The organism is Aeromicrobium sp. REDSEA-S38_B2, assembly GCF_001628525.1.
Taxonomy (GTDB): Bacteria; Actinomycetota; Actinomycetes; order Propionibacteriales; family Nocardioidaceae; genus Aeromicrobium; species Aeromicrobium erythreum.
On record NZ_LUNH01000012.1, the window covers coordinates 1 to 23,493 of the forward strand.

Annotated in this window: 19 protein-coding genes; 12 read left to right on the plus strand and 7 right to left on the minus strand. The window is 67.4% G+C overall.

Features of this window, described 5'->3' with window-relative positions:
• Window positions 1-703: alkaline phosphatase D family protein (locus A6Q81_RS01945; protein ID WP_286689333.1), on the minus strand; the 703-nt coding region annotated here is incomplete at its 3' end.
• Between the two features lie 123 nt (window positions 704-826).
• On the opposite strand from A6Q81_RS01945, the gene A6Q81_RS01950 reads away from it, so the two are divergent.
• Both A6Q81_RS01950 and A6Q81_RS01955 read left to right on the plus strand, forming a co-directional pair.
• Window positions 827-1,792 (plus strand): MsnO8 family LLM class oxidoreductase, encoded by a 966-nt coding sequence (locus A6Q81_RS01950; protein ID WP_286689334.1) that lies wholly within the window; start codon window positions 827-829, stop codon window positions 1,790-1,792.
• A 61-nt stretch (window positions 1,793-1,853) separates the two neighbouring features.
• Window positions 1,854-2,546 (plus strand): NADPH-dependent F420 reductase, encoded by a 693-nt coding sequence (locus tag A6Q81_RS01955; protein WP_353681402.1) that lies wholly within the window; start codon window positions 1,854-1,856, stop codon window positions 2,544-2,546.
• A gap of 105 nt (window positions 2,547-2,651) precedes the next feature.
• On the opposite strand, the gene A6Q81_RS01960 is transcribed toward A6Q81_RS01955, so the two are convergent.
• The 4 genes from A6Q81_RS01960 to A6Q81_RS01975 all read right to left on the minus strand — a co-directional run bounded on the left by A6Q81_RS01960 (window position 2,652) and on the right by A6Q81_RS01975 (window position 8,936).
• Window positions 2,652-3,206, minus strand: a complete 555-nt coding sequence (locus A6Q81_RS01960) for an acid shock protein (protein ID WP_286689335.1) — start codon at window positions 3,204-3,206, stop codon at window positions 2,652-2,654.
• 1,570 nt (window positions 3,207-4,776) lie between these two features.
• Window positions 4,777-7,329 carry an ATP-binding protein gene (locus A6Q81_RS01965; RefSeq protein WP_286689336.1) on the minus strand — a complete coding sequence of 851 codons (2,553 nt, stop codon included), beginning with the start codon at window positions 7,327-7,329 and terminating at the stop codon, window positions 4,777-4,779.
• Window positions 7,326-8,501 (minus strand): TRM11 family methyltransferase, encoded by a 1,176-nt coding sequence (locus A6Q81_RS01970; protein WP_286689337.1) that lies wholly within the window; start codon window positions 8,499-8,501, stop codon window positions 7,326-7,328. The genes A6Q81_RS01965 and A6Q81_RS01970 overlap by 4 nt, the downstream gene beginning before the upstream one ends.
• Window positions 8,502-8,588: 87 nt before the next feature.
• Window positions 8,589-8,936, minus strand: coding sequence for a sulfate permease (locus A6Q81_RS01975; protein WP_286689338.1), 348 nt, complete (start codon window positions 8,934-8,936; stop codon window positions 8,589-8,591).
• Window positions 8,937-9,149: 213 nt separating this feature from the next.
• Between A6Q81_RS01975 and dprA the strand changes: the two genes are divergently transcribed.
• Window positions 9,150-10,154, plus strand: a complete 1,005-nt coding sequence (gene dprA / locus A6Q81_RS01980) for a DNA-processing protein DprA (protein WP_286689339.1) — start codon at window positions 9,150-9,152, stop codon at window positions 10,152-10,154.
• A gap of 22 nt (window positions 10,155-10,176) precedes the next feature.
• On the opposite strand, the gene mobF is transcribed toward dprA, so the two are convergent.
• The gene (gene mobF / locus A6Q81_RS01985) at window positions 10,177-13,743 is read right to left on the minus strand and encodes a MobF family relaxase (RefSeq protein ID WP_286689340.1); all 3,567 of its coding nucleotides are present in this window, start codon (window positions 13,741-13,743) and stop codon (window positions 10,177-10,179) included.
• Window positions 13,744-14,046: 303 nt separating this feature from the next.
• Here mobF and A6Q81_RS01990 point away from each other — a divergent pair, with 303 nt between their 5' ends.
• On the plus strand, window positions 14,047-14,874 hold the full coding sequence (locus A6Q81_RS01990) for a DNA cytosine methyltransferase (RefSeq protein ID WP_286689341.1): 828 nt from the start codon (window positions 14,047-14,049) through the stop codon (window positions 14,872-14,874).
• 310 nt (window positions 14,875-15,184) lie between these two features.
• Here A6Q81_RS01990 and A6Q81_RS01995 read toward each other — a convergent pair whose 3' ends face one another.
• Window positions 15,185-15,745 (minus strand): TetR/AcrR family transcriptional regulator, encoded by a 561-nt coding sequence (locus A6Q81_RS01995; protein ID WP_286689342.1) that lies wholly within the window; start codon window positions 15,743-15,745, stop codon window positions 15,185-15,187.
• Window positions 15,746-15,781: 36 nt separating this feature from the next.
• Here A6Q81_RS01995 and A6Q81_RS02000 point away from each other — a divergent pair, with 36 nt between their 5' ends.
• The 8 genes from A6Q81_RS02000 (at window position 15,782) to A6Q81_RS02035 (ending at window position 23,483) form a co-directional block, all read left to right on the plus strand.
• The gene (locus A6Q81_RS02000; RefSeq protein WP_286689343.1) at window positions 15,782-17,161 is read left to right on the plus strand and encodes an MFS transporter; all 1,380 of its coding nucleotides are present in this window, start codon (window positions 15,782-15,784) and stop codon (window positions 17,159-17,161) included.
• A 22-nt stretch (window positions 17,162-17,183) separates the two neighbouring features.
• A complete protein-coding gene (locus tag A6Q81_RS02005) occupies window positions 17,184-18,152 on the plus strand; it encodes a helix-turn-helix domain-containing protein (RefSeq protein ID WP_286689344.1) in 969 nt (322 codons plus the stop codon).
• Between the two features lie 221 nt (window positions 18,153-18,373).
• Window positions 18,374-19,471 (plus strand): ArdC-like ssDNA-binding domain-containing protein, encoded by a 1,098-nt coding sequence (locus A6Q81_RS02010; protein WP_286689345.1) that lies wholly within the window; start codon window positions 18,374-18,376, stop codon window positions 19,469-19,471.
• On the plus strand, window positions 19,471-20,385 hold the full coding sequence (locus A6Q81_RS02015) for a bifunctional DNA primase/polymerase (RefSeq protein ID WP_286689346.1): 915 nt from the start codon (window positions 19,471-19,473) through the stop codon (window positions 20,383-20,385). Before A6Q81_RS02010 ends, A6Q81_RS02015 begins: the two co-directional genes overlap by 1 nt.
• Window positions 20,382-21,092, plus strand: a complete 711-nt coding sequence (locus tag A6Q81_RS02020) for a helix-turn-helix domain-containing protein (RefSeq protein ID WP_286689347.1) — start codon at window positions 20,382-20,384, stop codon at window positions 21,090-21,092. Before A6Q81_RS02015 ends, A6Q81_RS02020 begins: the two co-directional genes overlap by 4 nt.
• A complete protein-coding gene (locus tag A6Q81_RS02025; RefSeq protein WP_286689348.1) occupies window positions 21,089-21,493 on the plus strand; it encodes a hypothetical protein in 405 nt (134 codons plus the stop codon). Before A6Q81_RS02020 ends, A6Q81_RS02025 begins: the two co-directional genes overlap by 4 nt.
• Before the next feature lie 92 nt (window positions 21,494-21,585).
• Window positions 21,586-22,467, plus strand: a complete 882-nt coding sequence (locus tag A6Q81_RS02030; protein ID WP_286689349.1) for a hypothetical protein — start codon at window positions 21,586-21,588, stop codon at window positions 22,465-22,467.
• Window positions 22,464-23,483, plus strand: a complete 1,020-nt coding sequence (locus tag A6Q81_RS02035; RefSeq protein WP_286689350.1) for a ParB N-terminal domain-containing protein — start codon at window positions 22,464-22,466, stop codon at window positions 23,481-23,483. Before A6Q81_RS02030 ends, A6Q81_RS02035 begins: the two co-directional genes overlap by 4 nt.
• The last annotated feature ends 10 nt before the right edge of the window (window positions 23,484-23,493 follow it).

Sequence of the window (23,493 nt, forward strand, 5' to 3'; positions counted from 1 at the left end):
GGTCGGGGTCGGTCTTGTACTGCGCGTGCCGTCGGCGGTAGTCCTCGAGCGACACGGTCTCGTGCGGCGGGTCGTGACGTCGCACGTCGGTCCAGTCGGGTCCGTGGGAGTACTTACCCGGCTGGTACTCGTACAGGTAGTCGCCGAGGTGCACGACGGCGTCGAGGTCGTGGTCGAGCAGGTGCCGGTAGGCGGCGAAGTAGCCGGCCTGCCAGTTGGCGCAGCAGACGACGCCGAGCCGCAGCCGCTGCACGTCGTCGTCCTCGGCCGGTGCCGTGCGCGTGCGGCCGCCGACGGTGTCGGGTCCGTGCCGGAAGCGGTACCAGTAGGTCGTCGCGGGCTGCAGGGCGCGGACGTCGAGCTTGACGGTGTGGTCGCGGCGGGCGTCGGTGCGCGCCACGCCGGCAGCGACGACGTCGACGAAGTCCTCGTCGGCGGCGACCTCCCAGTCGACCTCGGTCGGCGCTCCGCGTCCCGACCCCGGACGGGCGTCGGGCGTCGGCGTCACCCGGGTCCAGAGCACCACGCCGTCGGCGACCGGGTCGCCCGACGCCGCGCCGTGCTGGAAGTGACGGTGGCGGCTGGCGGGGGCGGGCGACGGTCGCAGGGTCGCGACGACGGCGCCGGCGCCGACGGTGAAGCCGACGCCGCTCACGACCACGTCGCGGCGGGTCAGGGGTGCTCGGGGCGTCCCGGTCCTCACCCGGCCAGTCAGACAGGGTCGGGGTACGGGACGGCGAGGTCGGGGTGAACGTCGGGAGACGGTCGGGGAACGTTGCGCGGGCCGCTGCGGAAGGTGCGGCGCCCTCTCAGCGTTGGGACCTGCGTGAGGCTCTCCCTGCTCGACCGTTCCCGCACCCGCGCCGGACACCCGGATGCCGAGGGGCTCACGGGCAGCGTCGCGCGTGCCGTCTGGGCGGAGGAGCTCGGCTACGACCGGTTCTGGGTGGCGGAGCACCACGCCGTGCCCGGCATCGCGAGCGGGGCGCCGCCCGTCCTGATGGCCGCGGTGGGTGCGGCGACGTCGCGCATCCGCATCGGGTCCGGCGGCATCATGCTCCCGCACCACCAGCCGATCGTCGTCGCGGAGCAGGTGCGCATGCTCGAGGCGCTGCACCCGGGCCGCGTCGACGTCGGCCTCGGCCGGTCGTCGGGGTTCACCGCGCCCGTGCGCGAGGCGTTGCGGGAGACCCCCGACGCCGCCGACCGGTTCGCCGACGACGTCCGCGAGCTGCGCGACCTGCTGGCTGGTCGCGGTGCGGTGACCGTGCGTCCCGCGGGCGGCCCGGTTCCGGTGTACCTGCTGGCCACGGGACGCGGTGTGACCCTGGCGGCCGAGCTGGGTCTACCGGTCGTCGTCGGCGGGCCGGCGCTGTGGTCCGAGGAGCTGCCGTCGGCGCTCGCCGTGTACCGCCGCGACTTCCGGCCCTCGCCCGACGCCGACGCGCCGCAGGTGCTGGTCTCGCTAGACGTGCTCGTCGCCGACGACACGGCGACCGCCCGCGAGCTCGCGCTCTCGGAGGCGTGGGCGATGGCGCAGTCCCGGCGCACCGGCGTCTTCGAGCCCCTGGAGTCGCCCGCGGCCATCCGCGCGCAGGAGTGGCCCGAGCAGGTGCGCCGCAGGGTCGAGACGTCGCTCGAGCGGGCCGTCGCCGGCGACGCCGGCACGGTCCGCCGGGCCCTCGAGCAGCTGGCTGAGCGCACCGGCGCCGACGAGCTGCTGGCGTCGACGTCGACGTGGGACCGCGACGCCCTGCGCGCTGCGGACGCCGCCCTCCGCGCACTGGTCTGAGGTCGGGCTGAGCCGAGATCACGCCGGGAAGGTCCAGCGCGGTCGCTGCGTTGAGGACTCCATGACCACCATCGGACTCATCGGCAGTGGAAACATCGGCAGCACGGTCGCACGGCTGGCCGTCGACGCGGGCTACGACGTCGTGCTCAGCAACCGGCGCGGACCGGACACGTTGCGCGACCTCGTCGAGCAGCTCGGCCCGCGGGCGCGTGCGGCGACCCCGGCGGAGGCGGCGGAGGCGGCCGACCTCGCCGTCGTGACGGTGCCGCTCAAGGCACTCCCCGACGTCCCCGTCGACCCGCTGCGCGGCAAGGTCGTCATCGACACCAACAACTACTACCCCGAGCGCGACGGTCAGGTGGCACGCCTCGACGACGAGTCGACGACCACCAGCGAGCTCACGCAGGAGCACCTGCCGGAGTCGAAGGTCGTCAAGACGTTCAACAACATCTACTTCGAGCACCTCGCCCGCCTCGCGCGCCCCCACGGCGACCCCGAGCGGTCGGTGCTCGCGATCGCCGGTGACGACGCCGACGCCAAGCAGGTCGTCGCCGAGTTCCTCGACGCGATCGGCTACGGCGCCCACGACGTCGGCCCGCTCGCCGAGGGCTGGCGCTACCAGCGCGACACCGCCGCCTACGCCGGCCTCTACCAGACCCCGGACGCCGACTTCACGCCCGAGTCGGGCCGCCAGGTCACGCCGGAGCTGCTGCAGGAGAAGCTCGACGCGGCGCAGCGCTACCGCGACATGTGACGCTCGACCCGCTCCTGCTCGGTGCGACGCCGCGCTGACCTGGACATGACGAGGCTCCCGGACCGTGTGGTCCGGGAGCCTCGCCAGCCGACAGGGATCTCGAGGTCAGGAGACGCTGCAGGCAGGCAGCCCCAGGACGACGAGGGCGCAGCGGATGCCGGCCTTGTTGTTGGCGTAGTTCGTGTCCAGCGCCGCCGTCCGCGGGTCGGACAGCTCGAAGCTCCACTGGCTGAAGGCCGAGACCTCGACCGTCGACAGAAGGAACGTCCTGCTCTGCCCGGGCAGCAGCGGCTCCTTGAGGTACACGTCGCCGTCGTAGCCCGATCCGAGGACACCGATGGCCCAGTCCTCCTGGATCTGCGGGTCGCCGAACAGGCCGATCCCGACCGCGCGGTTGGAGTGGAACGTGAACTGCGTGCCGGCCGGGACCGTCGTGTTGCCCTGGTTGCGCACGACGAAGCCACGCTGGCCCACACCGGACTGCGCCTTGACGACGATCTCGGGGTGCCGGACCGCCGCCTTCGCCGCGGCCTTCTGGGTCACGGCGCTCTTCGCCGCGGGGGCCTTCGTCTCGGCGGCGTTCGCCACGGAGGCGGTCCCGACGAGGGAGCAGACGACGGCGGCGACCAAGCCCGCCGAGAACGTACGGGAAACGATCATGATGACTCCTACACGAGGTGGACGTACGCGGGCCCGGACGGGCTCACGCGGCAAGCGTCGTCACCACGAGCGCGGCATCCCTGGATCCGGGCGATCTGCGTGCCGCTACGCACGTGATTGCGTACAACGCCGCCTCGCCGCAGGACCTCGGCGGGCGAGACGTCCGTAGGTAGTCGGAGCCGGAAGCACGACACTCCCGGACCCGCTTCCGCAGGTCCGGGAGTGTGGGACGTCCTCGGACGTCGTCGTGGTCGGGCTGACGGTGTGCTGGTTCAGGACATCGGCAAGGCATGTCCCAAGACATAGGCAACACTTCCGGTCACGCTGCTGGGGGGAGGGTCAAACCGCACCTATCTCCTCGCGTCTTGGACACTTCCGGGGCACTCCACTTGCTCGGGGGCACCCGGAAGTGTCCGAAACGGGGGACGACGCGTCATCGACCCAGAACGCGACTACCAGCCCCAGAAACCACAAGCCCCGAACCCACATCCGTAGGTTCGGGGCTTGCCGATGTCCCGAGACATCACACGGTCGGGCTGACAGGATTTGAACCTGCGACCCCCTGACCCCCAGGCGTCCAGACGGCTTCGCCGATCCCGAAATCCGCGTCGTTCCGGACCCCAGGTCATGCAGCGCGTGTCACGACATGCATGGTTTGCATGATTCTGGTCCCCTTTTGGTCCCCCTCGTCACTGCGGCTTGAAGGGCTGATTGACACGTTGTTTCTCGGTCGAAGCGTCTCTTGTGCCAGCCGGATGCTTGACCGAGTCAAGGGCGTCCGAGTGGTCACAAGTCTTGCCTGCATCATCAGTCCTCGACGGGATGAGTACGATCCTTTGGCAGCCGCCAACCTGCCGGAACTCGATCGTCAGCGATGCTCGGGTTGGGCACTGGCAGTTGCCGCTCCTCTATGCGGACCGTGTAGCGGTGCCAGCCGGATGCTGCCTGAAACCTTGCCAGCCGGAGTTGCGTTACACCGAGCGGATCGGACACGTCACGGCTCGCGCGACCACGGAACCAAACGTCCGAGATGCCATGCGGAAGGACAAGATCGTCCACGTCCTCCCCAGTCCCACCTTCGTAGGAGTCGGAAAGACGATAGAAGTAGGAGCCATCCTTATGTTGCCGAGCGAACAAGAACAGATGCCGCTCGTCCGCCGATTGAGCTAAGAGCTTCTCGAAGTTCTGGCATGCCCACTGCGTCGCCAGCGTCTCGGCGCAAACTGATTCAGACGCGTGGGGATCGATCCACTCTCGGTCTGTGGCCGACCCTCCCTCTTCGCTCGCGCCCACTCAGCCAACAAGCGCTCGGCTGGCGGCGACGTGACCTCGACGATGCCCTTGCGTCCTCTGCTATCGGGGTAGATCCAAGAACCGTCTGGCATCTTGTCACCAGCACCCGCGTCCGCCAACGAGATATCGATCCCAAGCACTTGTTCCATCGCCAGGAACGCAATCTCCTCTTCGCGACGAGCCTTCGCCCCGACCGCATTGCTCATAGGTTCAGCGCCCTCTGGCTTCGGAGTTGCCCGGTGTCATTTGGACCACAAGCAGGTGCCTGGTCGGCCTCCTACGTCTGCTCTTCATCTGCTTGGGGCAAATCGTCAACATATGCGTGTATCGTGGCCAGCACGTTCTCGGGCTTGATGTTGAGTTCCACTCGGTCTTCACGAGCCATGAAGTATCCAGGAGCCATACGGCTCAATGCCAAGCACTCTTCACGCAACTCGGCGTCAGTAATCTTTAGCTTCTTAGTGAGGCGGAGCGCGGTTCTGAGTGCCGCGTACTCGACGGTGTGGTCTCGATCATCTTGCTGGAGCTCCCACACTGTCTCCAAGATTTGTTGATGCGGGCTGGACTCCGGCTGAGACAGAGCAATGGCATCGACCCACTTTTCTGCGTCTGCTGGACTTTGACAAGTGGCGAGCAGTTCGCGCATCTTTGCCAGATTCACTCGCTTGATCGGCGCCAGCCTCACCAGCCTCGCCAAGTCCTTCGCCCGCATGAGGGTGATGCCTTTGGTCGGGTTCGCCACCCGATCGGCCTGGATCTCGCGCATGACCGCACCGAGGTCATCTGCACCGGTCTCGAAGTCCGGTCCGACAACGATCGCAAAATCGCATTCCGCTTCATCGCGGTGGCGCGCAATAGTGGATACCTCGACGCCGCTCTTCTTTACTTTTCCGCCGGGCTTCTCTTTGCTCTTGGCCTCTAGGGAGACTCGATACTGAGTCTTTCCATGCTCACCCGCAGGCAGGAACGCTTCCGCAAGCCCGTCCTGCTCGTCCTTCGCTGCTTTCGGGACGGCCTCGAAACCGAGTTGCTGGAATACCTCGACCAGCGCAAGCTCAAGGCCCTTGGCGCTAGTTAGCGATGCCATCAAGCCCTGCGCGACGGTAATTGAGTTGCGCGCGCCCGACGATCGTGCGAGGTGGCGAAGTAGTTCGTCGCGAGAGTCCAGAACGGTCGAAACGGCGGAGTCATCAAGATTTGCGTCGTGAAGCCCTGCTTCAAGAAGAATCTCCGCCATTGCGAAAAGTTCCAGAGGGAGGTTCTTCTTGCGATCGTTGAACTCGTCGGCAAAGTGCGCCACAAAGGGATGCTCAAGGTTGATCGAGAGCTGCCCGCTTGCGCTGTCCAGCATCGCCATTGGAAGCAGCGTGCCGAGGTCTTCATACACGACATCGCCGATGAGACCGCCGCCATCAGTGATACGGCTTTCGAGAAAAGCGATCAACTCTGCGGCGGTCGGGAACTTCTTCTTGTCGATCGGTACGAGATGTCGGGAGTGAATCTTCTCCTCATACGAGTCCACGACCATTCGCAGGATCGGTCGTTCCGTGAGGCTCGCAGGGCTGTCAGCGAAGCGCTGTGATGCCCGCCTTTCGCGAGCGGTCTCGGTTTCGTGTGCGTCCAGTTTCGTTCGTGCAAGGTTGAAGAGACCACGAAGGAGTTCTCGGGCGCGCTCGACCACGGGGCTCGCGAGCAGAGTCTCGCGGCTGGATCGGAGCTCGGCGTCGAGACGATCGATGTTGATAACCAGGCGGAACCGCGAGAAGGTGCCGTGGCGAAGGCTGTTTCGGTCGATTCCGAACCCTGAGTCGTCGGGGTTGATGAGTCGGCCATGGACGTAGACGAAGAAGCCGTTGCTTCTCCCAACTGCTTCAGATTTTCCCGCATCGATGGGATCTTCGTAGAGCTCAAGGTACCCACTAACAGGGCCCAGACTCTTGTCGACTAGGAGAAAGTGCTGGTACTCGGCTTCAGGAATCTTCTCGTCCGTGTCCGCGTCTAGCTCCTCTGGAGCAGGACTCGGGATGGTGAGAATATCTTTGCCGAGAACCCACGTCCCGACCTGCTTCGCGGATGCTTTCGAGGCGACGACTTCGTTGCCGTTCAGATACAGGGAGAAGTCATCGCGTAATGGCATGGCGGTAGATAGAACCCATCGAAGCCTGCCTGCGGAGAGTTCGATCGCCATCGGTTTGAGTTCGGTGATGATCGCCACGGTCCAGGAGTCCTCGGCCTCGTCTCCAAAGAGAGTCAGGTTCTCGCGGCCGGTGTCGTCAGACAGCCAGGGACGAACGGCTCCGTGCGCTTCCTCCTCGGTGAGTTCGCGAAGCGGAAGCTGGACTGGTGGCGTCGCGGTGCGCTCAGACTCGTCAGTGCGTTCGTTCGCCGGTGGAGGCGTTGGAATCGCCTTGAAATCCATGGTTGTCGAGAAGAATTTCCCGTCCGCCTTCGTGATGTGTGTCAGGCGGGTGCCCAGGACGTAAGCTGCGAGCTTGCCGATGCCGAACTTCCCGATGGTACGGCGACCACGGGCGGTTGTGCGGTTGCTGGCCTTGACGGAGTCGCCGACGATCCAGTGGACCTTGAGCCCGGTTGCATCCATCCCAGTTCCGTTGTCAAGGATGGCGATAGACGCGTCGCTCGCAGCTCGGTCAGGTGACATGACGGTATGTACGCACGTCGCATCGGCGTCAAAAGCGTTTGAGACCAGCTCTTCAATCGCCTTGTTGGGGCTGCTATAGAGACCTTCGGAGAATAGGCCGATGATCTGGAAACTGATTTCGACATTGATGTGGTCTGTGACAGTGCCCGACTCGAAGAATGTGGTCATGGCTTCTTCACGGTCAGTACGACCTCGGTCCGCATCCGCTTCGCCATCGACGATTCGAGGTTCGCAGTCCGAACCGGGAGGTACCGCCTATTCTCCGGCAGCTCGCGCTCAGTTCGAGCCGCGACAAGGAAACCAGAATGCTCATACGCCTTTCGGACGAGCACATCGTTCTGGATATAGTTTCCACGCAGTGTGGAGTTGCCGATTACCGTAACAACCTCAGAGCCGGTCTTGCAGACACGGTTAAGCTCGCGCGAGAAAAGTGCGAGATCGTGCGCGTAGCGCGTGATCGTAGCCATGGGAAGTTGATCCGGCGCGTCCACCGAGTCCTTTATGTACTGCACCATATCTGTGACCTGCTTTAGAGCGTCGCCGTCGAGCGCGCGTTCTGCCCCGATGCTGTTCGAACGAATCTTCCGCAGTTCAGGGATCGTGTGTCCGAACCAGATCAGCGACATCTTATGGCCGCGTAGATAGTCGATCGCATTTAGGTATGGCGGTGAAGTGATAATCAAGTCAACCGATGAATTACGCAAATCGAGCGCGCGCGCATCTCCCCTACGAACCTCAACCTGTCCAAGGATGGATCGCTCATCGAGCAGCTTCTTGAGGCTTGCAACAGACCCCTCGAACCCGCGATAGACGTCGTAACTAGATTCGGTAGCCACACGGTGTGGTCTGCTGTGCGATGTGTCGGCCGCCAGCGAGGCCTTGGGCGCCTTCGTGACGATGATCCGACTCAACGCCACTTGAAGAGCCTGACGAACGGCATCATCGCCGATCCCGTCCAGCTCCCGTGCGAGGCGGTTGAGTTGAGTGCGCTGAGGTGCCGCAAACCAGTACTCGGCGAACTTCTGAGTCTCTGGGTCGTCCCATCGGGGTGAGTCCACGCTGGATGCTCGCGCAAGTGCGCAGATGCGCTCAGCTTCGGCGACGACTTCCTCGGTGTCAACGGCCTGGGTGGCAACGGAGCTCATGAGGACTGCGAGAGGGTCGACATCGAACCCGCGTGCGGCGTGGCCTCTGTCTGCCGCTGCGGCGAGGACCGTCCCTGACCCGCACATCGGGTCGAGTACCACTAGCTCCGACTCGTCTGCAGTGGAGTCCAGGTGGTCGATGGCGATGTCCGGCGCCATCCTGGCGGGGAACGGGTGGATCGTCCTTGCACCCATCAGCACTCCTTCGACTCGTACGTTCCGGCACGAGCAGGCGTGCTCCTAGAGGCCGTTCACCTTCTCATCATCCCAGGGGCGCGGGAGTCAGGTCAAAGAAGCCTGCCGGCGTGTCCGAGCGTATCGGCAGCCTCCGACACGCTCCTGGCGCCTGCGCCGCACGAGCTGGATCAGACTGACGGGGCCGATCCAGATGAACTTGAAGGCGTTCCAGACGAACACCAGGACCAGCAGGTGGAGCCAGCCGGGGCCGCCGTCGTTGATGATCGTGGTGCAGATCGCCGCGGCGTAGAGGTAGACCCCGGCGAGCAGCATCGCGGGGATGCCCCACTTGAGGCCGCGTCTGGTGCGGATGGCGTTGAGCAGCAGGTTGGTGGGTGCGTATCGGAGTACGCCATAGCCTCGTGCGCTGAGCGCCACGGACGTGCGGAGCATTGCGGGTCTCTCTTCCTCGTCATAGCGCGACGGGTGTCCGTCGTGGAGGCGGCTATGAACCGAGTGCCCGCGAGGGGCCGTCCCGAAGGACCCGCGTAGTTTGCTGAACCTGCCTCGCTACCGAGTTTACGACTGACTCGTGACAGAGGGAACCCCCGGCGGCAGGCAGGCGTGTACCTCGTCGGTGACCTTGGAGCGGAAGGGACACCGATCATGGCGACGTTGGCGGAGCAGGTGCAGGGTGAGCGGATGGCGCGGATCGCGCTGTCGATGATCGCCGAACCGAACGACCCGACCACCGGGTACGTCCTCACCCGCCACGGCGGGGTCGAGACGCTGCGGCTGATCGAGTCCGACGACGAAGTGCCCGGCCTGGCCCGCGCCGACACACTGATGTGGCGCCAACGGCTGACGGCACATTTCACGTCCGGCCTGCTGGATCAGGTAGCTCAGGCGGAGCGGCACGGGCTCAGCACGCTCGTCCCGGCAGACAGGGAATGGCCCGCCGGCCTGAACGACTTGGGCGACCGTGCGCCGTACCTGCTGTGGACGCGCGGCGCGGTCTCGTTCTTGACGACGGCGTTGAGTGATCGGGCCACGATCACGGGCGCGCGCGCCGCAACCTACTATGGCGAGCATGTCGCGGGTGAACTGGCGATGGGTCTGGCCGATGAAGAACGAGTCGTGGTCTCGGGTGGCGCCTATGGGATCGAAGGGGCCGCGCACAAGAGCGTGCTCGCCGCGAGCGGACACACGATCGCCGTCCTGGCCGGCGGGTTGGACCGCCCCTACCCGGCCGGGCACAGCGAGTTGTTGAACCGGATCGGGGAGGTCGGGCTGTTGGTCAGCGAGCTGCCCCCCGGAGCGACGCCGACCAGGCACAGGTTCCTGGCCCGCAACCGTCTGATGGCGGCGCTCTCGGGTGCGACTGTCATCCCCGAAGCCGGTCCCCGGTCCGGCTCGATGACCACCGTTCTCGCCGGACACGAACTCGGCCGAGGCGTCGGCGCGGTGCCCGGCCCCGTGACCAGCGTCACGAGCGCGGGACCGAACGAACTCATCAAGCAGGGCCTCGCCTCACTCGTCACTCAGTCAAGCGACGTGATCGACCTACTCGACGCCGACAGGACCCAGGACCGGACTGTGACGCGGCCCGAGGTCGGACGCGCGCTCGGGCATCGGCGCCCGTCGCCGGGCACGCCGGGGCGCTCTCTCTGACGGCCGCCCCGCTGGTGGGGCTTCACAAGCTCGGTGCGGGGCGTGATGCGGTCGCTGGCCGCACCGGATCAGCCGGCGCGCCCTCGTGAGCGATCGCCTGGGCACGGTTGAGGGCGGCGCGGGCGCGGATGGCGTCGATCTTCTGACTGGTGCTCTCCGGCGGTGGGCCGAGCGGGGTCCGGTCGTCGGTGATGCCGTAGCGGTCGCGGTAGGCCGCGACTGTGCGAGCAGCGCGCCACCATGCCGCCTGTTGCTTCTTGTCCTTCGGCACCGTGCCGAGCTTCGCTACCCACGGCTCCTTATCGCTGAGGGCACCGCGGAGCACGCCGTCGGCGCGGGCCTCGATCAGCTCGTGGCGCTCGTCCAGGGCTTGCCGCATGTCCTCGGTCATCTGCCCGCCAGCGTGCGGGATCAATCCGACGATCAGCCTTGGGGACTTGCGAGTGCGGCCTGAGCCAGCGGGCCGGGCGGTGGCGCGCGCGACGCGGGCGTGCAGGACGGAGGCGATGTTGTCGGCATCGTTCAGGCTCCGCGCGGTGAACAGCCGCGGGAGCAGCGCGTCGAGGTCGTGGTGGTTGGCCTCGGCGTGGCGCAGCTCGGCCGACAGCGCGCCGTAGGCGTCGGAGCCGAGCACGTCTTCGATCTGCTCGACGGTGAGCCCGGACGCGGCGAGCAAGGTCGCCCAGCGGTCGTGCTGTGCGGCTTGCGCGATGGTGTCGTACTCGGCCGCGAGTTGGGCGATCGAGCCCCAGCGGTCTTGCTCGGCGGTGATCGTCTCGTGCGCGGACAGCTCGGCGCCGATGTGCTGCAACACGCCGTAGAGGATCGAACGGGCGGTGACGTTCGGGTTGTCGCCGGGATGCGGCACCGCGTATTCGGCGTCTTCCCGGTCGACGGCGACATAGGCGTGGTTGCTGTGGGCGCCGCGGGTCATGGAGACGTAGAAGTTCTCCCGCGTGGTGGTGGCGGTGACGACCGCGTGCGCGGTGTCGGTGGTGACGCCCTGGGCGCGGTGCGCGGTGATCGCGTAGCCGAGGTCCAGATGCTCGGCCACATAGTTGGCCGGCAGGACGATCCCGCCGCCGAACCTGCGCCCGGCTGGGCGGATGCTGACCGACCCGTCCTCGCGAACCCCGGTGACGGTCCAGCGGGAGCCGTTGCGGACCCAGGTTCGGCCGTTGCGGAGCCGCCGGTCGTTCTCGCGCGTGATAACCAGATCGCCCTCGGAGACTGCGGTGCCGTCGCGCAGCGGCAGTTCGCGGGTGGGGTTCACGGTGCCGTCGATGATCCGATCCGCCCGCGCCCTGGTGTTCAGTTCGGTGACGGTAGCGTGGGTCTCGGTGACCAGGATCGACGCGCGCCCGGCGGCAAGATCGGCCCGCCACGCGGTGTAGGCGGCGTGGATCATCGCTTCCTCGTCGCCGCCGGTGATCCGGCCCTGCTCGATCAGAGTGTCGATCGCCTCGGTGCGGCCGTGGCGGAGCTGGAGTGAAGTGGTCTTCTCCCACTCGTTGGTGAAGCGGTGCAGATCGGTCAGCTCGGGGGCGTCGTCGCGGGCGTGCACGAGCATGGCGAAGCTGCCGCCGGCGCCGGGTGATTGGAGCTGGCCCCAGTCGCCGACCAGGAGGACTTTCGCGCCGGCCTTCTCGGCTTCATGGGTGAGCCGATCCAGCGACATAGTTCCGGCCAGGCTCGCCTCGTCGATGATGACGAGCTGCCCGGCCGTGAACGTGGTCCCGTTCATGATGTGGTTCTGCCACCACTTCGCCGTGTTCTCGGTGGCGATGCCGAGGTCATCGGCGAGGACCTGCGCGGCGACCGCTGAGGGGGCGAGCCCGATCACCGAGCCGGCGTCATGTTCCTTCTCCCATGCCCGCCGGAGCCCGTTCATCGCTGTCGTCTTCCCGGCCCCGGCCGGGCCGACCAGCACGTCCACGACGCGACCGGAGACCGCGATCGCAGCAAGGGCCGCGGCCTGATCCTCGCCGAGCACCCGGCCGCGTGCGTCGGGTTTGCGGGCGATCCTCTCGACCGTCTCCAGTGGCACCACCGGGCCGGAGGTGTCAGCGGCGCGTGTCAGGAGTCGGTCTTCGGCGGCCAGCAGGGCTTCGGATGAGAACCGGGTCGAGGCGTGCGGGTGGAACCCGGAGGTGCCGTCCGCGCGGCGGAACTGCAACGGGCTCGACGCCAGCTCCGGCGGCGTCAGCCGCAGCGAAGCGTGCTCGGCGGCATCGACCACGAGCCCGGTGATCGCCTCCCGGTCCTGGATGCTGGCGAACCGCCACCCCATCAACTGCCGAGATGCTTCGGCGTGCAGGTTCCAGCGGGTCCAGGTCGAACGCTTCTCACCGACCATCTCCATCACGGTCTGCCCGAGCTCGCGCACTACATCCAGCGGCACATCGTCGGCGCGCAGCACCCGTCGTGGCGCCTGCGCGTTGGCCGTGGTGAGCGTGCGCGCCCAGCCGTTCGCGTCGCGTCGCAGCACTCGGCTGGCGCGCTGGCGCCACTCGCTAGTGAGGTCGGCCAGGGACCGGACCTGCTTCTCTGGCCTCGTGGCGAGCGTCGCCTGCGCCCGGAGTTTCAGCACCGTTCGGGCGGAGGGCTGCCTGCCGTGCTTGGCGACGTACCCGGCGATGAGGCGGTCCTTCTCGGCCTCGATGTGCCGGGAGCGGGTGGAGAACTCGGTCACCAGATCGTCGGGCACGCCCTCGATTTCCCAGGCCGGGTTTCGGTCCCTGCCACGTTCGCGCGCTACCCACTCGACGCCGAGGACGCGGGAGAGCTGATCGGCCAGAGCAGCGTTGTAGAGCTCGGAGACCGCGACGACCACCGCGTGCATGGGCCGGCCCGCGAGGGTCCGCCAGCGGCCGTCCTGCACGGTCAGAACCTTGTTGCTGATGACGACGTGGGTGTGCAACTGCGGGTCACCGGCGCGGCTGTCGTAGTGATTGAACGCCGCCGCCACGACACCGGCGACATCGACGTGCGCAACCGCGCCATCCGGGCCGGTTGCACCGACGCGGGTTGCGGCAACCTCGCGTTCGAGGAACGCAACCAGCTCTGCAACCGCCGCATGATGCGCGTCTGCGATCAGGGCTTGGGTGCCGGCGTCTGCAACCGCCCAGATCGTGGAGACTGACTTCGGCACGCTGAACGTGAAGTCGTAACCGGCTACCGCGCGGCGGGTGCGGCGCTCGGCTTCCGCCGCCTCGATCGCGGCCACTTCCTGCGCTCGAGTGGCCGGCCCCAGCTCGGGGTCGAGGGCGTCGACGCGCTGCTTGATCCGTTCTCCGATTGACGCGAACTGCTGGTAGGCGCGGCCCAGCGGATCGCCCGTGATCGGGTCATGGCCCATCCCGATCAACAGCGCTAGCTGGGCTTCTGAGACCTGGGCTCCTTCGACCAGCTCGCCGTGCCCGAGCCGACCCAGCCCCGAGCCCATCCAGAAGCCCGGCGGTGTCCCCGCCTCCGCGTAGTAGCGAGTCAACGGCGTGCTCAGGCTCCGGTCGCCATCGCCCGCGGCGATGGACTTCAACAGGTACTTGTACCCATCGCCCGCGCTCATCACGCGCATCGAAACCGTCACCTGGGCTGCTCCTTCCGCCGTCGTTCGGAGGGCAGGTGAGCCCGCGAGTCCGGTCGCATCCGATGCGACTCGGGACGGCTCGCGCCTCGTCTGAAAGACGTGTGGTGGCTCGGGTGGCGCGCGGGAGGGATCCGGCGCGTTTGGCAGATCGGCACGGACATGACGGTGCGTCTCGACGTGCGCGGAACGGCGGGCCGAAGCGTCCGCGATGGATCGGACGGCTGAGCGCCTGGCTGCTGACCAGCCCGGCAGCGACTTCCTGTGCGGAATCCGACCGGGGAGCACCCGTCAGCCGGAGTCCTCATGCTCGACCCCAACGACCCCGAACGCCCGATCAGAGTCGGCTCACTGTTCAGCGGCTATGGCGGGCTCGACCTCGCCGTCGAGTACGCCTTAGGTGCCGAGACGGTCTGGTTCTCGGAAAACAATGAACACGTCTCGCGCATCTTCGCTCACCACTGGGCCGACGTCCCGAACCTGGGCGACATCACCACGATCAACTGGAACGAGATCCCTCCCGTTGATGTGCTGTGCGGAGGATTCCCCTGTCAGGACGTGTCCACAGTAGGTAAGCGGTCCGGCCTCGCACCCGGCACCCGCTCCGGGCTCTGGTCGCACATGGCCGAAGCGATCGACGCGCTGCAACCCCAGCTCGTCGTCATCGAGAACGTCCGCGGGCTGCTGTCCTCACCCGCCGTCCGCGCATCCCTGGAAGGAAACCCCGATGCGCAACGCAACCCCGACCACGCAACCCCCGGCGCTGCAACCCTTCGCGACCTGGAACCCGACCCGTGGGGTCTGGGAGACCTCGCAACTCGACCTCTCCGGGCAGCCGGCGCCGTACTCGGCGATCTGGCCGACCTGCGGTATGACACGCAATGGATCGGCCTATCAGCGTCCCTTGTCGGCGCTCCTCACCCGAGACTCCGCCTCTTCATCGTTGCTCATCGCCAAGACGTTGTTCAGAACCCCACTCGCGACGGACTCGACTCGAGGCGGGGAGTTGCTAGACCGGGTACGAGCGAGGCGAGGGTCGATCGGGGCTCTCCCATCAGATCATCGACCTCACACTCAACGGACCGGCTGGCTCGCAGAACAAGAGCAACGAACCAGAGACTCTGTGGTCCCTGATCGAGGACATCTTCACCGCTGGGGACACTACGCCCGCGCCATTGCCCGATGGGAACACATAACCGGACGCCCCGCCCAGACCCCGCGATCCTGAGCGACGACGCGGGACCTCGGCCGGCGCCGGACTTCGTGGAATGGCTGATGGGCCTCCCGCCGGGGTGGGTCACAGATCCGAACCTCGCGCTCAGTTACACACAGCAGCTCGCCGCGCTCGGCAACGTGTCCTGCCAGCACAAGCCGCTGCCGCACTACGTAACCTTCTCCACGATGCCCGTTAGCCGGTGAAAGGGTTCAGCGCGGTCGCAAATGTTCAGGTGGCAAGGTATCGGTCCATGTAATCGGAGGCTATGGCACGGGCCTGCTGCACAGTGATGGCATTGGTTGAGATCAAGCTGCCCAAGCCGTGGGAGAGGGCCATGACTTCGTAGGCGTGCGCTATGGCCGCGGGATCCGGTTCGTCGATGTGCGACGCAAGGCTGGACGCGAGCCGTTCCAGATGTCCTCGGTAGATGGCGCCCATGCCGTCCGGGTCGGAGGCCGATAGCTGCTCCAACGAGACTCCGAGGCGGTGGAAGGCCCGGCTTTGTTCGTCGTGTGGTAGTGCCGCGTCGAAGAATGCCCGCAGAGGAGCGTCCTGTGTCCCGGACGCGGAATCCAATGCCTGTTGCCAATGTTGCACGCTGCGTTCGGACATGGCTTGCAGGACAGCCGTGAGTAGCTCGTTCTTTGACTTGCCGTAGTACTGCACCAGCCGCAGTGAGACGCCAGCTTCAACGGCCACGTTCCGCATCGACACGGCTTCGACTCCGCCGCGTGACAACAGCCTCTCGGCGGCTTCGATGATTGTCGTGCGTCGATCCAGATCGTCCATGGCGGCACACCCTCTCTCGTTTGATACAGTTGTATCATGATACGCATGTACCAACGAGGGGTGACGACACCAAGGCTCGTGCTGTGGGTGAGTTGCGTCGCTCAGCTGATGGTGGTCCTGGATGCGTCCGTGATGAACGTCGCGGTGCCATCGGTACGCGAGGATCTAGCGCTCTCGGCGGTTGGTACGTCGTGGATCGTGCTTGCATACACGCTCGGCTTCGCTGGGCTGATCCTTGCAGGCGCTCGACTTGCCGACGTTTTCGGCGCTACGCGGACGGTGTTGGGGGGCGTGCTCGTGTTCACGATCGCGAGCGTGGTGGGCGGCCTGGCGGTGGGAGGCGGGATGCTCATCGCAGCGCGCGCGGTTCAAGGAGTGGCAGCCGCGGTGTTGTCACCCGCAACGTTCTCCTTGCTGACGATCTGGTTTCCCGAAGGACGACCCCGAGTCCGTGCCGTCGCGATCTGGACAGGTGCGAGTCTGGCCGGTGGGGGCCTCGGGAACATCGTCAGCGGAGTCCTGACCGAGTATGTGTCCTGGCGTGCCGTGCTTCTCATCAATCTCCCGATCGGAGCGGCGGTCGCCGCTGCCGCGTATGTACTCACACGTGCAAAGCGGGAGGTCGTGCGGGGCCGCGTCGGTGTGCTGGGCTCGGTGCTGGTCACGGGCGCGTTTACCGCCGCGGCTTACGCGGCTTCAAGTGCCGGTGACGAGAACCTAGCCAACACCACGCCAGTGGCCGCCTGTGTCAGTGGCGTCTTGTTCGTGGCACTCGTCGTACAGCAACGGATGACGCGTGTGCCGCTGGTGCCACCACGACTATGGCGCAACCGAGCAGTGATCACGGGCAACGCAGCCACACTCCTCGCAGGCGCCTGCTTCCAAGTCGCAGTGTGGTACTTCCTGACCTTCCTCATGCAGCAGGGCATGGGGTACCCAGCAGCAGCCACCGGGCTTGGCTTCTTACCGCTGACCGGAGTGATGCTCGTGGTGAGTACATGGGTCGCTCCCCGGCTCCTCGACCGGTACCCGATCCGGGTCCTCGTAGCGACAGGCTCAGTGATCGCAGCACTCGGGTTCCTGGCCCAGTGGCTGATACCTGTTGCCAACTACCCGGTGACGGTATTGCTGCCGTCGATCATCATCGGACTCGGTGGCGGTCTGCTCAACACACCACTAGCGACCGCCGTCACCCAAGGCATCGACAACCGCGACGCCGGCGCAGCGTCCGGGCTCATGAACACCGCCAAACAGTTTGGTGGAGCCATCGGTCTGGCAATGCTCGCCACATTCACGCCGATCTCGGAGTATCAAAGCCCGTTCGCAATCATGGCCGTGCTGATCGTCGCCGCTGGCCTTGCTGGTCTCCTCATTCCCAGAGTCACGGTCGAAAGTGTCTCTCGCTCCGGCGAGTGATCATGTCCGGACCCAATGAATGGTGAGCGCGACACCGCGCATCTGCCCGATGTCCGGTGGTGGCACCTCACTCGCGGCGAACGGCGTGGATTTCAGCCCGATCCGGGCGTTCACAAGAACGGCGTACCGGCCCGCTGACCCGGTTGCGTTCGACTGGATCAAACTCGCTTTCGTTCGTGACGGTTCAGCAATACTCCTGAGCGAGTTCGGTAAGCGACCGGTCCGATTTGGTGATGCCGTCTTGCTCAGCGCAAATGTGCTCTGCGGGATTGAGCCGGAGGGTCACATCACGGCCACGGTTGTCTATGCCGACGCGGACTATGTGGTCGATCAGGTGTTCTGGCAGCACGCGAGTGTGTTGCGTGATCGACTCGACGCGGCGGAGTTCGCGTCAACGATCTACACCGAGCCAGCGCAGATCCTCCGACTTGGCGAGGACCGGGCCGGCATGCTCATGCCGTGGCTGGACGAGCTGGTTGCGTTGAGCGCCGAGAGCCGACCCGTGGAAACCTTCTACCGGATGCAAGCCCTATGGTTCAGCGTCGCCCATGTCATCGCGCCGTTCATCAAGACCTCTCAGGTCCGCACAAGCTCGACACAGCGCGCTACGGCATGGCCAACCTCACCTCGGATTCGACGGTTCAGTCCCCTTCGCGCCGAAGCGCGCAAGGCTGCTGACCTGCTCCACGCCGCACCCGAACGTCGGTGGTCCGTGACCGACCTTGCCAACGAAGTCCATCTGTCCAAATCACAGGTCGGACGCTTGTTCGTGGAAGCCTTCGGCAAGTCGCCCATCGCGTATCTGACAATGCTGCGCACCGAACGCATGGCGGCGCTCCTACGCACGTCAGATGCGCCGATTACGGTGATCGCTCAGGAGGTGGGTTGGAGCGATCCTGACTTCGCCGCCCGCCAGTTCCGCCGTAGCGTGGGTGTCACCCCGAGCAACTACAGGGCGCTGAGCCGCGTACGGACGCAAGCGACCGGGTGAAACGCGCATCCGCCCCGACGAAAACCGCAGGATCGGCATGAGAACCGTCCGCGCTGCGCTCTGAACCGGTAGTCCGGTAGAGACTCGTCGGGTTCATCGCGGAGCCTGACGGTCCGAAGCATCGTTCCGTCGTCCGTCTCGTCTTCCTGATCCTCCCGGCGTACCTCGCGGTCGCACGGTTGCTCCCTCTCGGAGTGGCCCTGGCGGAGGGAGGTCAGACGATGGCTGCGAACGAGGACAAGCAGGCGGCGCGGCAAGCGACGCTCGACGCGCTGGAAGAACGCATCGTGCGCTCGGTCGAGGAACTCGTGTCGGGCGATGACTGGCGGCAGGCGATCGAGTTCGCCGCGAGGTTCCGCACCCGCTCGTTCAACAACACGCTGCTGATCTGGGCGCAGCATCTTGAAGCCTACGAACAGGGCCGGGTGCCGACACCGACGCCAACGTGGGTTGCCGGGTACAACGACTGGCGGAAGATGGGCCGCTGGCCGGAGAAGGACGGCGGCTATCGGATTCGCGGTCCGGTCAAGGCGAGGTTCGCATCGGCGACCCCGCGCGATCCAGCGTCGTGGCGCCGGCTCGGGAAGTGGGAGAAGCCGCGGCCGGGCGAGGTCGTGCGCAGGCGGATCGTCAGCGTCGTGCCGGCCTATGTGTGGGACGTGTCGAGGACGCACGGAGACCCGCTTCCCGAGCTGCCGCGTCCGAGGCTGCTGGAAGGCGAAGCCCCCGCTGGGCTGTGGGAGGGCCTGACCGGGCAGGCGGAGTCGCTGGGGTTCGAGGTGCTGCGGATGCCGCGCGACCGCATCGAGCGGGGCGCGAATGGCTGCACGGATTTCGAGACCCGTCAGGTGATGGTCTGCGCGGACATGGACCCGGCCGCGCAGGTCAAGACCCTCGCGCACGAGTTGGCGCACGTCCGGCTGGATGGCCCGAACCAGCAAGAGGACGCCCGCGAGCATCGAGGAATCAGCGAGGTACGCGCCGAGTCGGTCGCGCTGATGATCGCCGCCGCGCACGGCATGGACACCAGCGACTACACGATCCCGTATGTCGCCGGATGGGCGGCCAACGTCGATGGGAAGGACCCCGTGGCGGTCGTGCGAGCTACGGGCGAGCAGGTGCGCAGCACCGCATTCGACGTTCTTGACAAGCTCGACACGCCGCAGCTCGGGAACGGCAACCCATTGTCCCTGCGTGTCGGTGGCCCGGAGCGCACGTCGCAGTCTCAGGAAACGCCAGAGCAGGCCGCGCGCCGGGTCGAGCCGCTGCCGGAACGGGAGACACCGGCGGCCTCAGTCGGCTCGGGACGGGGCCTGTGATGGTCGCCCCCGCCACGGCTGCCGCCGTGTTCGGTCAGCTCGACGGGACGCCGCTGCCGGTCGCGGCGCGTGAGCTGGCGCGCGCCGGAGTGCCGGTGTTCCCTTGCGCGCCGGCCGGGAAGCGGCCGATCCCGGAGCGCGGGTTCCACGAAGCCAACGTCGACCTGGACCGGGTTGAGGGGTGGTGGCGGTCGCGGCCGACCGCGAACATCGGCATCCCGACCGGCGCCGTCTCGGGGCTGGTCGTGATCGACGTGGATGTGCACGGCGTCAACGGGTATGCCGCCTATGCGCGGGCGGCGCGGGCCGGGCTGATCCCCGAGCCGTTGGCGGTCGTGCGCACACCCACCGGCGGCCAGCACGCCTACTTCCCAGCCGACCCGCACCAGACGCAACGATCCTGGCAGGCCGGGAAGGTCGGCATCGACTGTCGCGGGGACGGCGGCTACATCATCGCTCCGCCCTCGCTGCTGCGGCTCGACGGCGTGCGCACCCCGTACCGGATCGAGCAGGTCGCGGCCGGTGCGGCCCGGCCGATAGATGCGGGCCGGTTGCGGGACTTCCTCGATCCTCGGCCCGCGCCCCGGCCGCGCCTCGGCGGGCCGGTGCGGCGGGAGGACGCGGAGCGGCTGGCAACGTGGCTGGGCCGGCAGGCCACCGACCGCAACCTCAAACTTTTCTGGGCCTCGTGCCGGTTAGCCGAGGGCGGGGTGCCGCTCACGGATGCCCTGGACGCGATGGTGACGGCCGCGCAGTCGGACTTCGGGGAGCGGGAAATCACCCGCACCGTCTACAGCGCCTATCGCAGCGTCGGCGCCGGAGCCCGGCGGGACCGTCCCGCCGCATCGGCTTCGGGCGAGTTCGCTCGCGTGAACGTGCAGCAGCGGGCGCCCGCCACGCGGGGGCTGTCGTGAAGGAGCTACGCGGCCGCCGGTGGGCGGTCATCACCTCGGTCGCCGGGACCGTGTTCATCGCTGCCGGCGCGTTCTGGTTGTCGTTCACGTCACTGGCCGACCTTGCCCGCCGCTCCGGGATCGGGGCCGGGCAGGCGTGGGCGTGGCCGCTGATCGTCGACGGCGTGATCGTGGTCTCCACGGTCGCCGTCGTCGCCCTCGCCGGGGAGCGAGCGGCGTGGTATCCGTGGGCGTTGCTGGTCGGCGGTGCCGCGGTGTCGGTGACGGCGAACAGCTTGCACGCGGTGGTCGCGGCCGACGCCGACGTGCCCGGCCCGCTCGCGGCCGCGGTCGCTGCCGTGCCACCGGTCGTACTGCTGGCGATCACTCATCTGACCGTCGTGCTGACCCGCGCCACCGCACGCCCCGCTACCGCGCTCGAGGTGCCGCCGGCGGTCGAGCCGATCACCGCCCCGCCACAGAGCGAGACGGCACCTCTCGACCCGCCACCTACGGCGGCAGGCGTCACCGCTGCGGACTCGGACGGCGGGCCGGATCGACGGGCGCTCGCGGCAGAGCTGCGAGAGCAGGACTGGTCGAACAAGGCCATCGCCCGGCACCTGGGCGTGCATCCCTCGACGGTGGGCCGCTGGCTGCCTCGTGCCCACCAGTCCGATGAGGCGGACCCCTCCGAGTCGCAGCCCGAGATGGAAGGAGCCCTGCCATGAACGACGAGGACCGGATGCAGGAGCAGCATCGCTCCGAGCCCGAGCCGCCGCCCCATGAGCGGAACGACCCGGACCCGGCCGAGACCACCGAAGCAGCGGGGACGCCGGATGCGGTCAAGGACGCCGAGTCCCGCAAGGGCGCGAAGGAGAAGCTGGCGCGGGTACGGGGCCGGGGCGTGGATTGGGTGCGCCCGACCGACCTGATCGCCCAAGGCGGCGGCCGGCTGTCCCGCCGGGGCATCGACCGGACCGCCGATATGAACCGGCATGTCCGCGCCCCGATTGAGAAGGGCGCACGCTGGGTCGCCGAACGAGCCAAGCGTCTGCCGCCTCTGAGCGCGTTCGGCCGTCGCGGCGGCACCGAGCAGGGACCACGCCGCTCCGGGGTCGGGATGAGGTAGCCGGGTGGTGATGAGTCATGGGCGCCCACTCCGTCAAGGCGAGACCCGCAGTCGTCTGCGGGTGCACCTCTCCGTCGGGAGGTGCCCAAACCATGACCAACGACACCAGCACCATGAGCGAGACCAGCGGCCAGCCGGCTGAGAACTACCGCACCAGCGAGGGCCTGCGCGCCCTGCTGAAACGGCTCCACACCGCCGGCCGCGGCGCCTGGGAGCACGACCCGGCAGCGGCAGAGCTGATGGCGTTCGCGGCCGACAAGTACGCCGCGCTGGCGCACAAGCACCGGCTCGATCCGTGGGAGGCCGCGTCGGCGGCGTTCGACGTGATGCGCACCAAAGCCGCCCGCACCGCCGATGACCCGTGGGCGGTCATCACGCACGCGGTGAGGATCACCTGCATCGCCGAGGAACGCGGCCAAGGGCTGCTGTGCTCGACCCACCAGGCACGCCGGCCCCGCTACTCGATCTTCCACGACCCCGAACGACTCTCCGACCGCGAGAACGTCCTGAGCGACTATCACCCCGCGTTCCAGATCAAGGACGCCCACGACCGCGACGACACCCCGCAGCAGACACCGGCCGAGCCGGCGGCAACGACGGCGGCGTCGGCGGTCGAGGACGCGATCACGCTGCTGATGCTGCTGGACTGGCCCGAGGGCACGGCACGCTCGGCGGTGGAGCACGTCTGCGTCGCGCTGACCCGCGTCGGGAACCGGCACACCGCCTACGAGACGCTGCGACGCGACAAGCACGCCAGAGCCCTGATCGACCTTCCGGGACGCTCCTGGGCGGTGCTGCTGCGCGCCCTGCTCGGCTGCCCGGACCCGACGCTCGCGGCGACCGGCGCGGGACGCGGCGTGCTGCTACGTCTGCTGATCGGCGAGACGCTGCCAGTGCTGCTGCGCGATGACGACCTCGTGCTCACCCTCTCGCTGGCTGCACCGGGTACGACGAAGGCGCGGAGTGCGGGATGAGCGCACCGGCCGGGCACATCGAGCTGGAGCGGGCGGTGGACTCCATCACTGTCGGCCAGCGGCACCGCACGGACCTGGGCGACCTGGACGCGCTCGCGGCGTCGATCGACCGGGATGGGCTATTGCAGCCGCCGACGATCACCCCGGATGGGGTGCTGGTGTGCGGGGCACGTCGGATGGCGGCGATCAAGAAGCTCGGCTGGCGGCGCGTCAGCGTGTGGGTGCGATCCGGCATCTCGGACCGGCTGGGGCATCTGCTGGCCGAGCAGGACGACAACCAGCTCCACAAGCCGCTCACCCCGATCGAGGCCGCCGCCTTGTACCGGGAGATCAAGGAACTCATGGCCGAGGACGCCGCCCGTCGCAAGGCCAAGACCCAGTTCCAAGACGGTCATGAGCCGGGACAGCATGGTCCCGCCGATTCGACGGGACCATCGGACTCGCACCAGCTCGGGGACGCTCGCGCGCAGGCGGCGCGGATGGTGACCGGCTCGGCGTCCTACAGCCGGCTGGAACAGATCGGCTACCTGCAACACCTGGCCGACGACCCGACCGTCTCCGAGACGGCGCGCGCGCAGGCGCGGGACGGGCTGGCGCAAATCGAGGCCGGCGCGGCGGTCAACCCGATCTTCCAGCGCCTCCGCGACACCCAAGCCGAGGCCGACAGCGAGCGGGACCGGCGGTTGCACGAGCTGGCCGACGAAGCCCTGGCCCGCGTCCACGCCACCAAGACCAGCAAGGCGGCGAAGCCGACAGCACCGAAGCGTCGCCCCGCCGCTGAAGACGAGGGACCGGCGCGGTACCCGGTGCGGGCGTTCGTTCTGACCTGGGCCGACCTGGAAGCGTGGTGGACCCACTACGACGTCGACGAGCTGGCCATCGAGCTCACCGACGAGCAGGCCGAGGCATTCTTCGCCACCGTCGAGGGCACCACCCAGTTCGCCGATCAGCTCCGCACCGCCCGCGCTACCGTCGCCGCTGAGTCGGACGGTCGGCCGCTGCTGCGCGCCCTCTGACCGGAGTCGC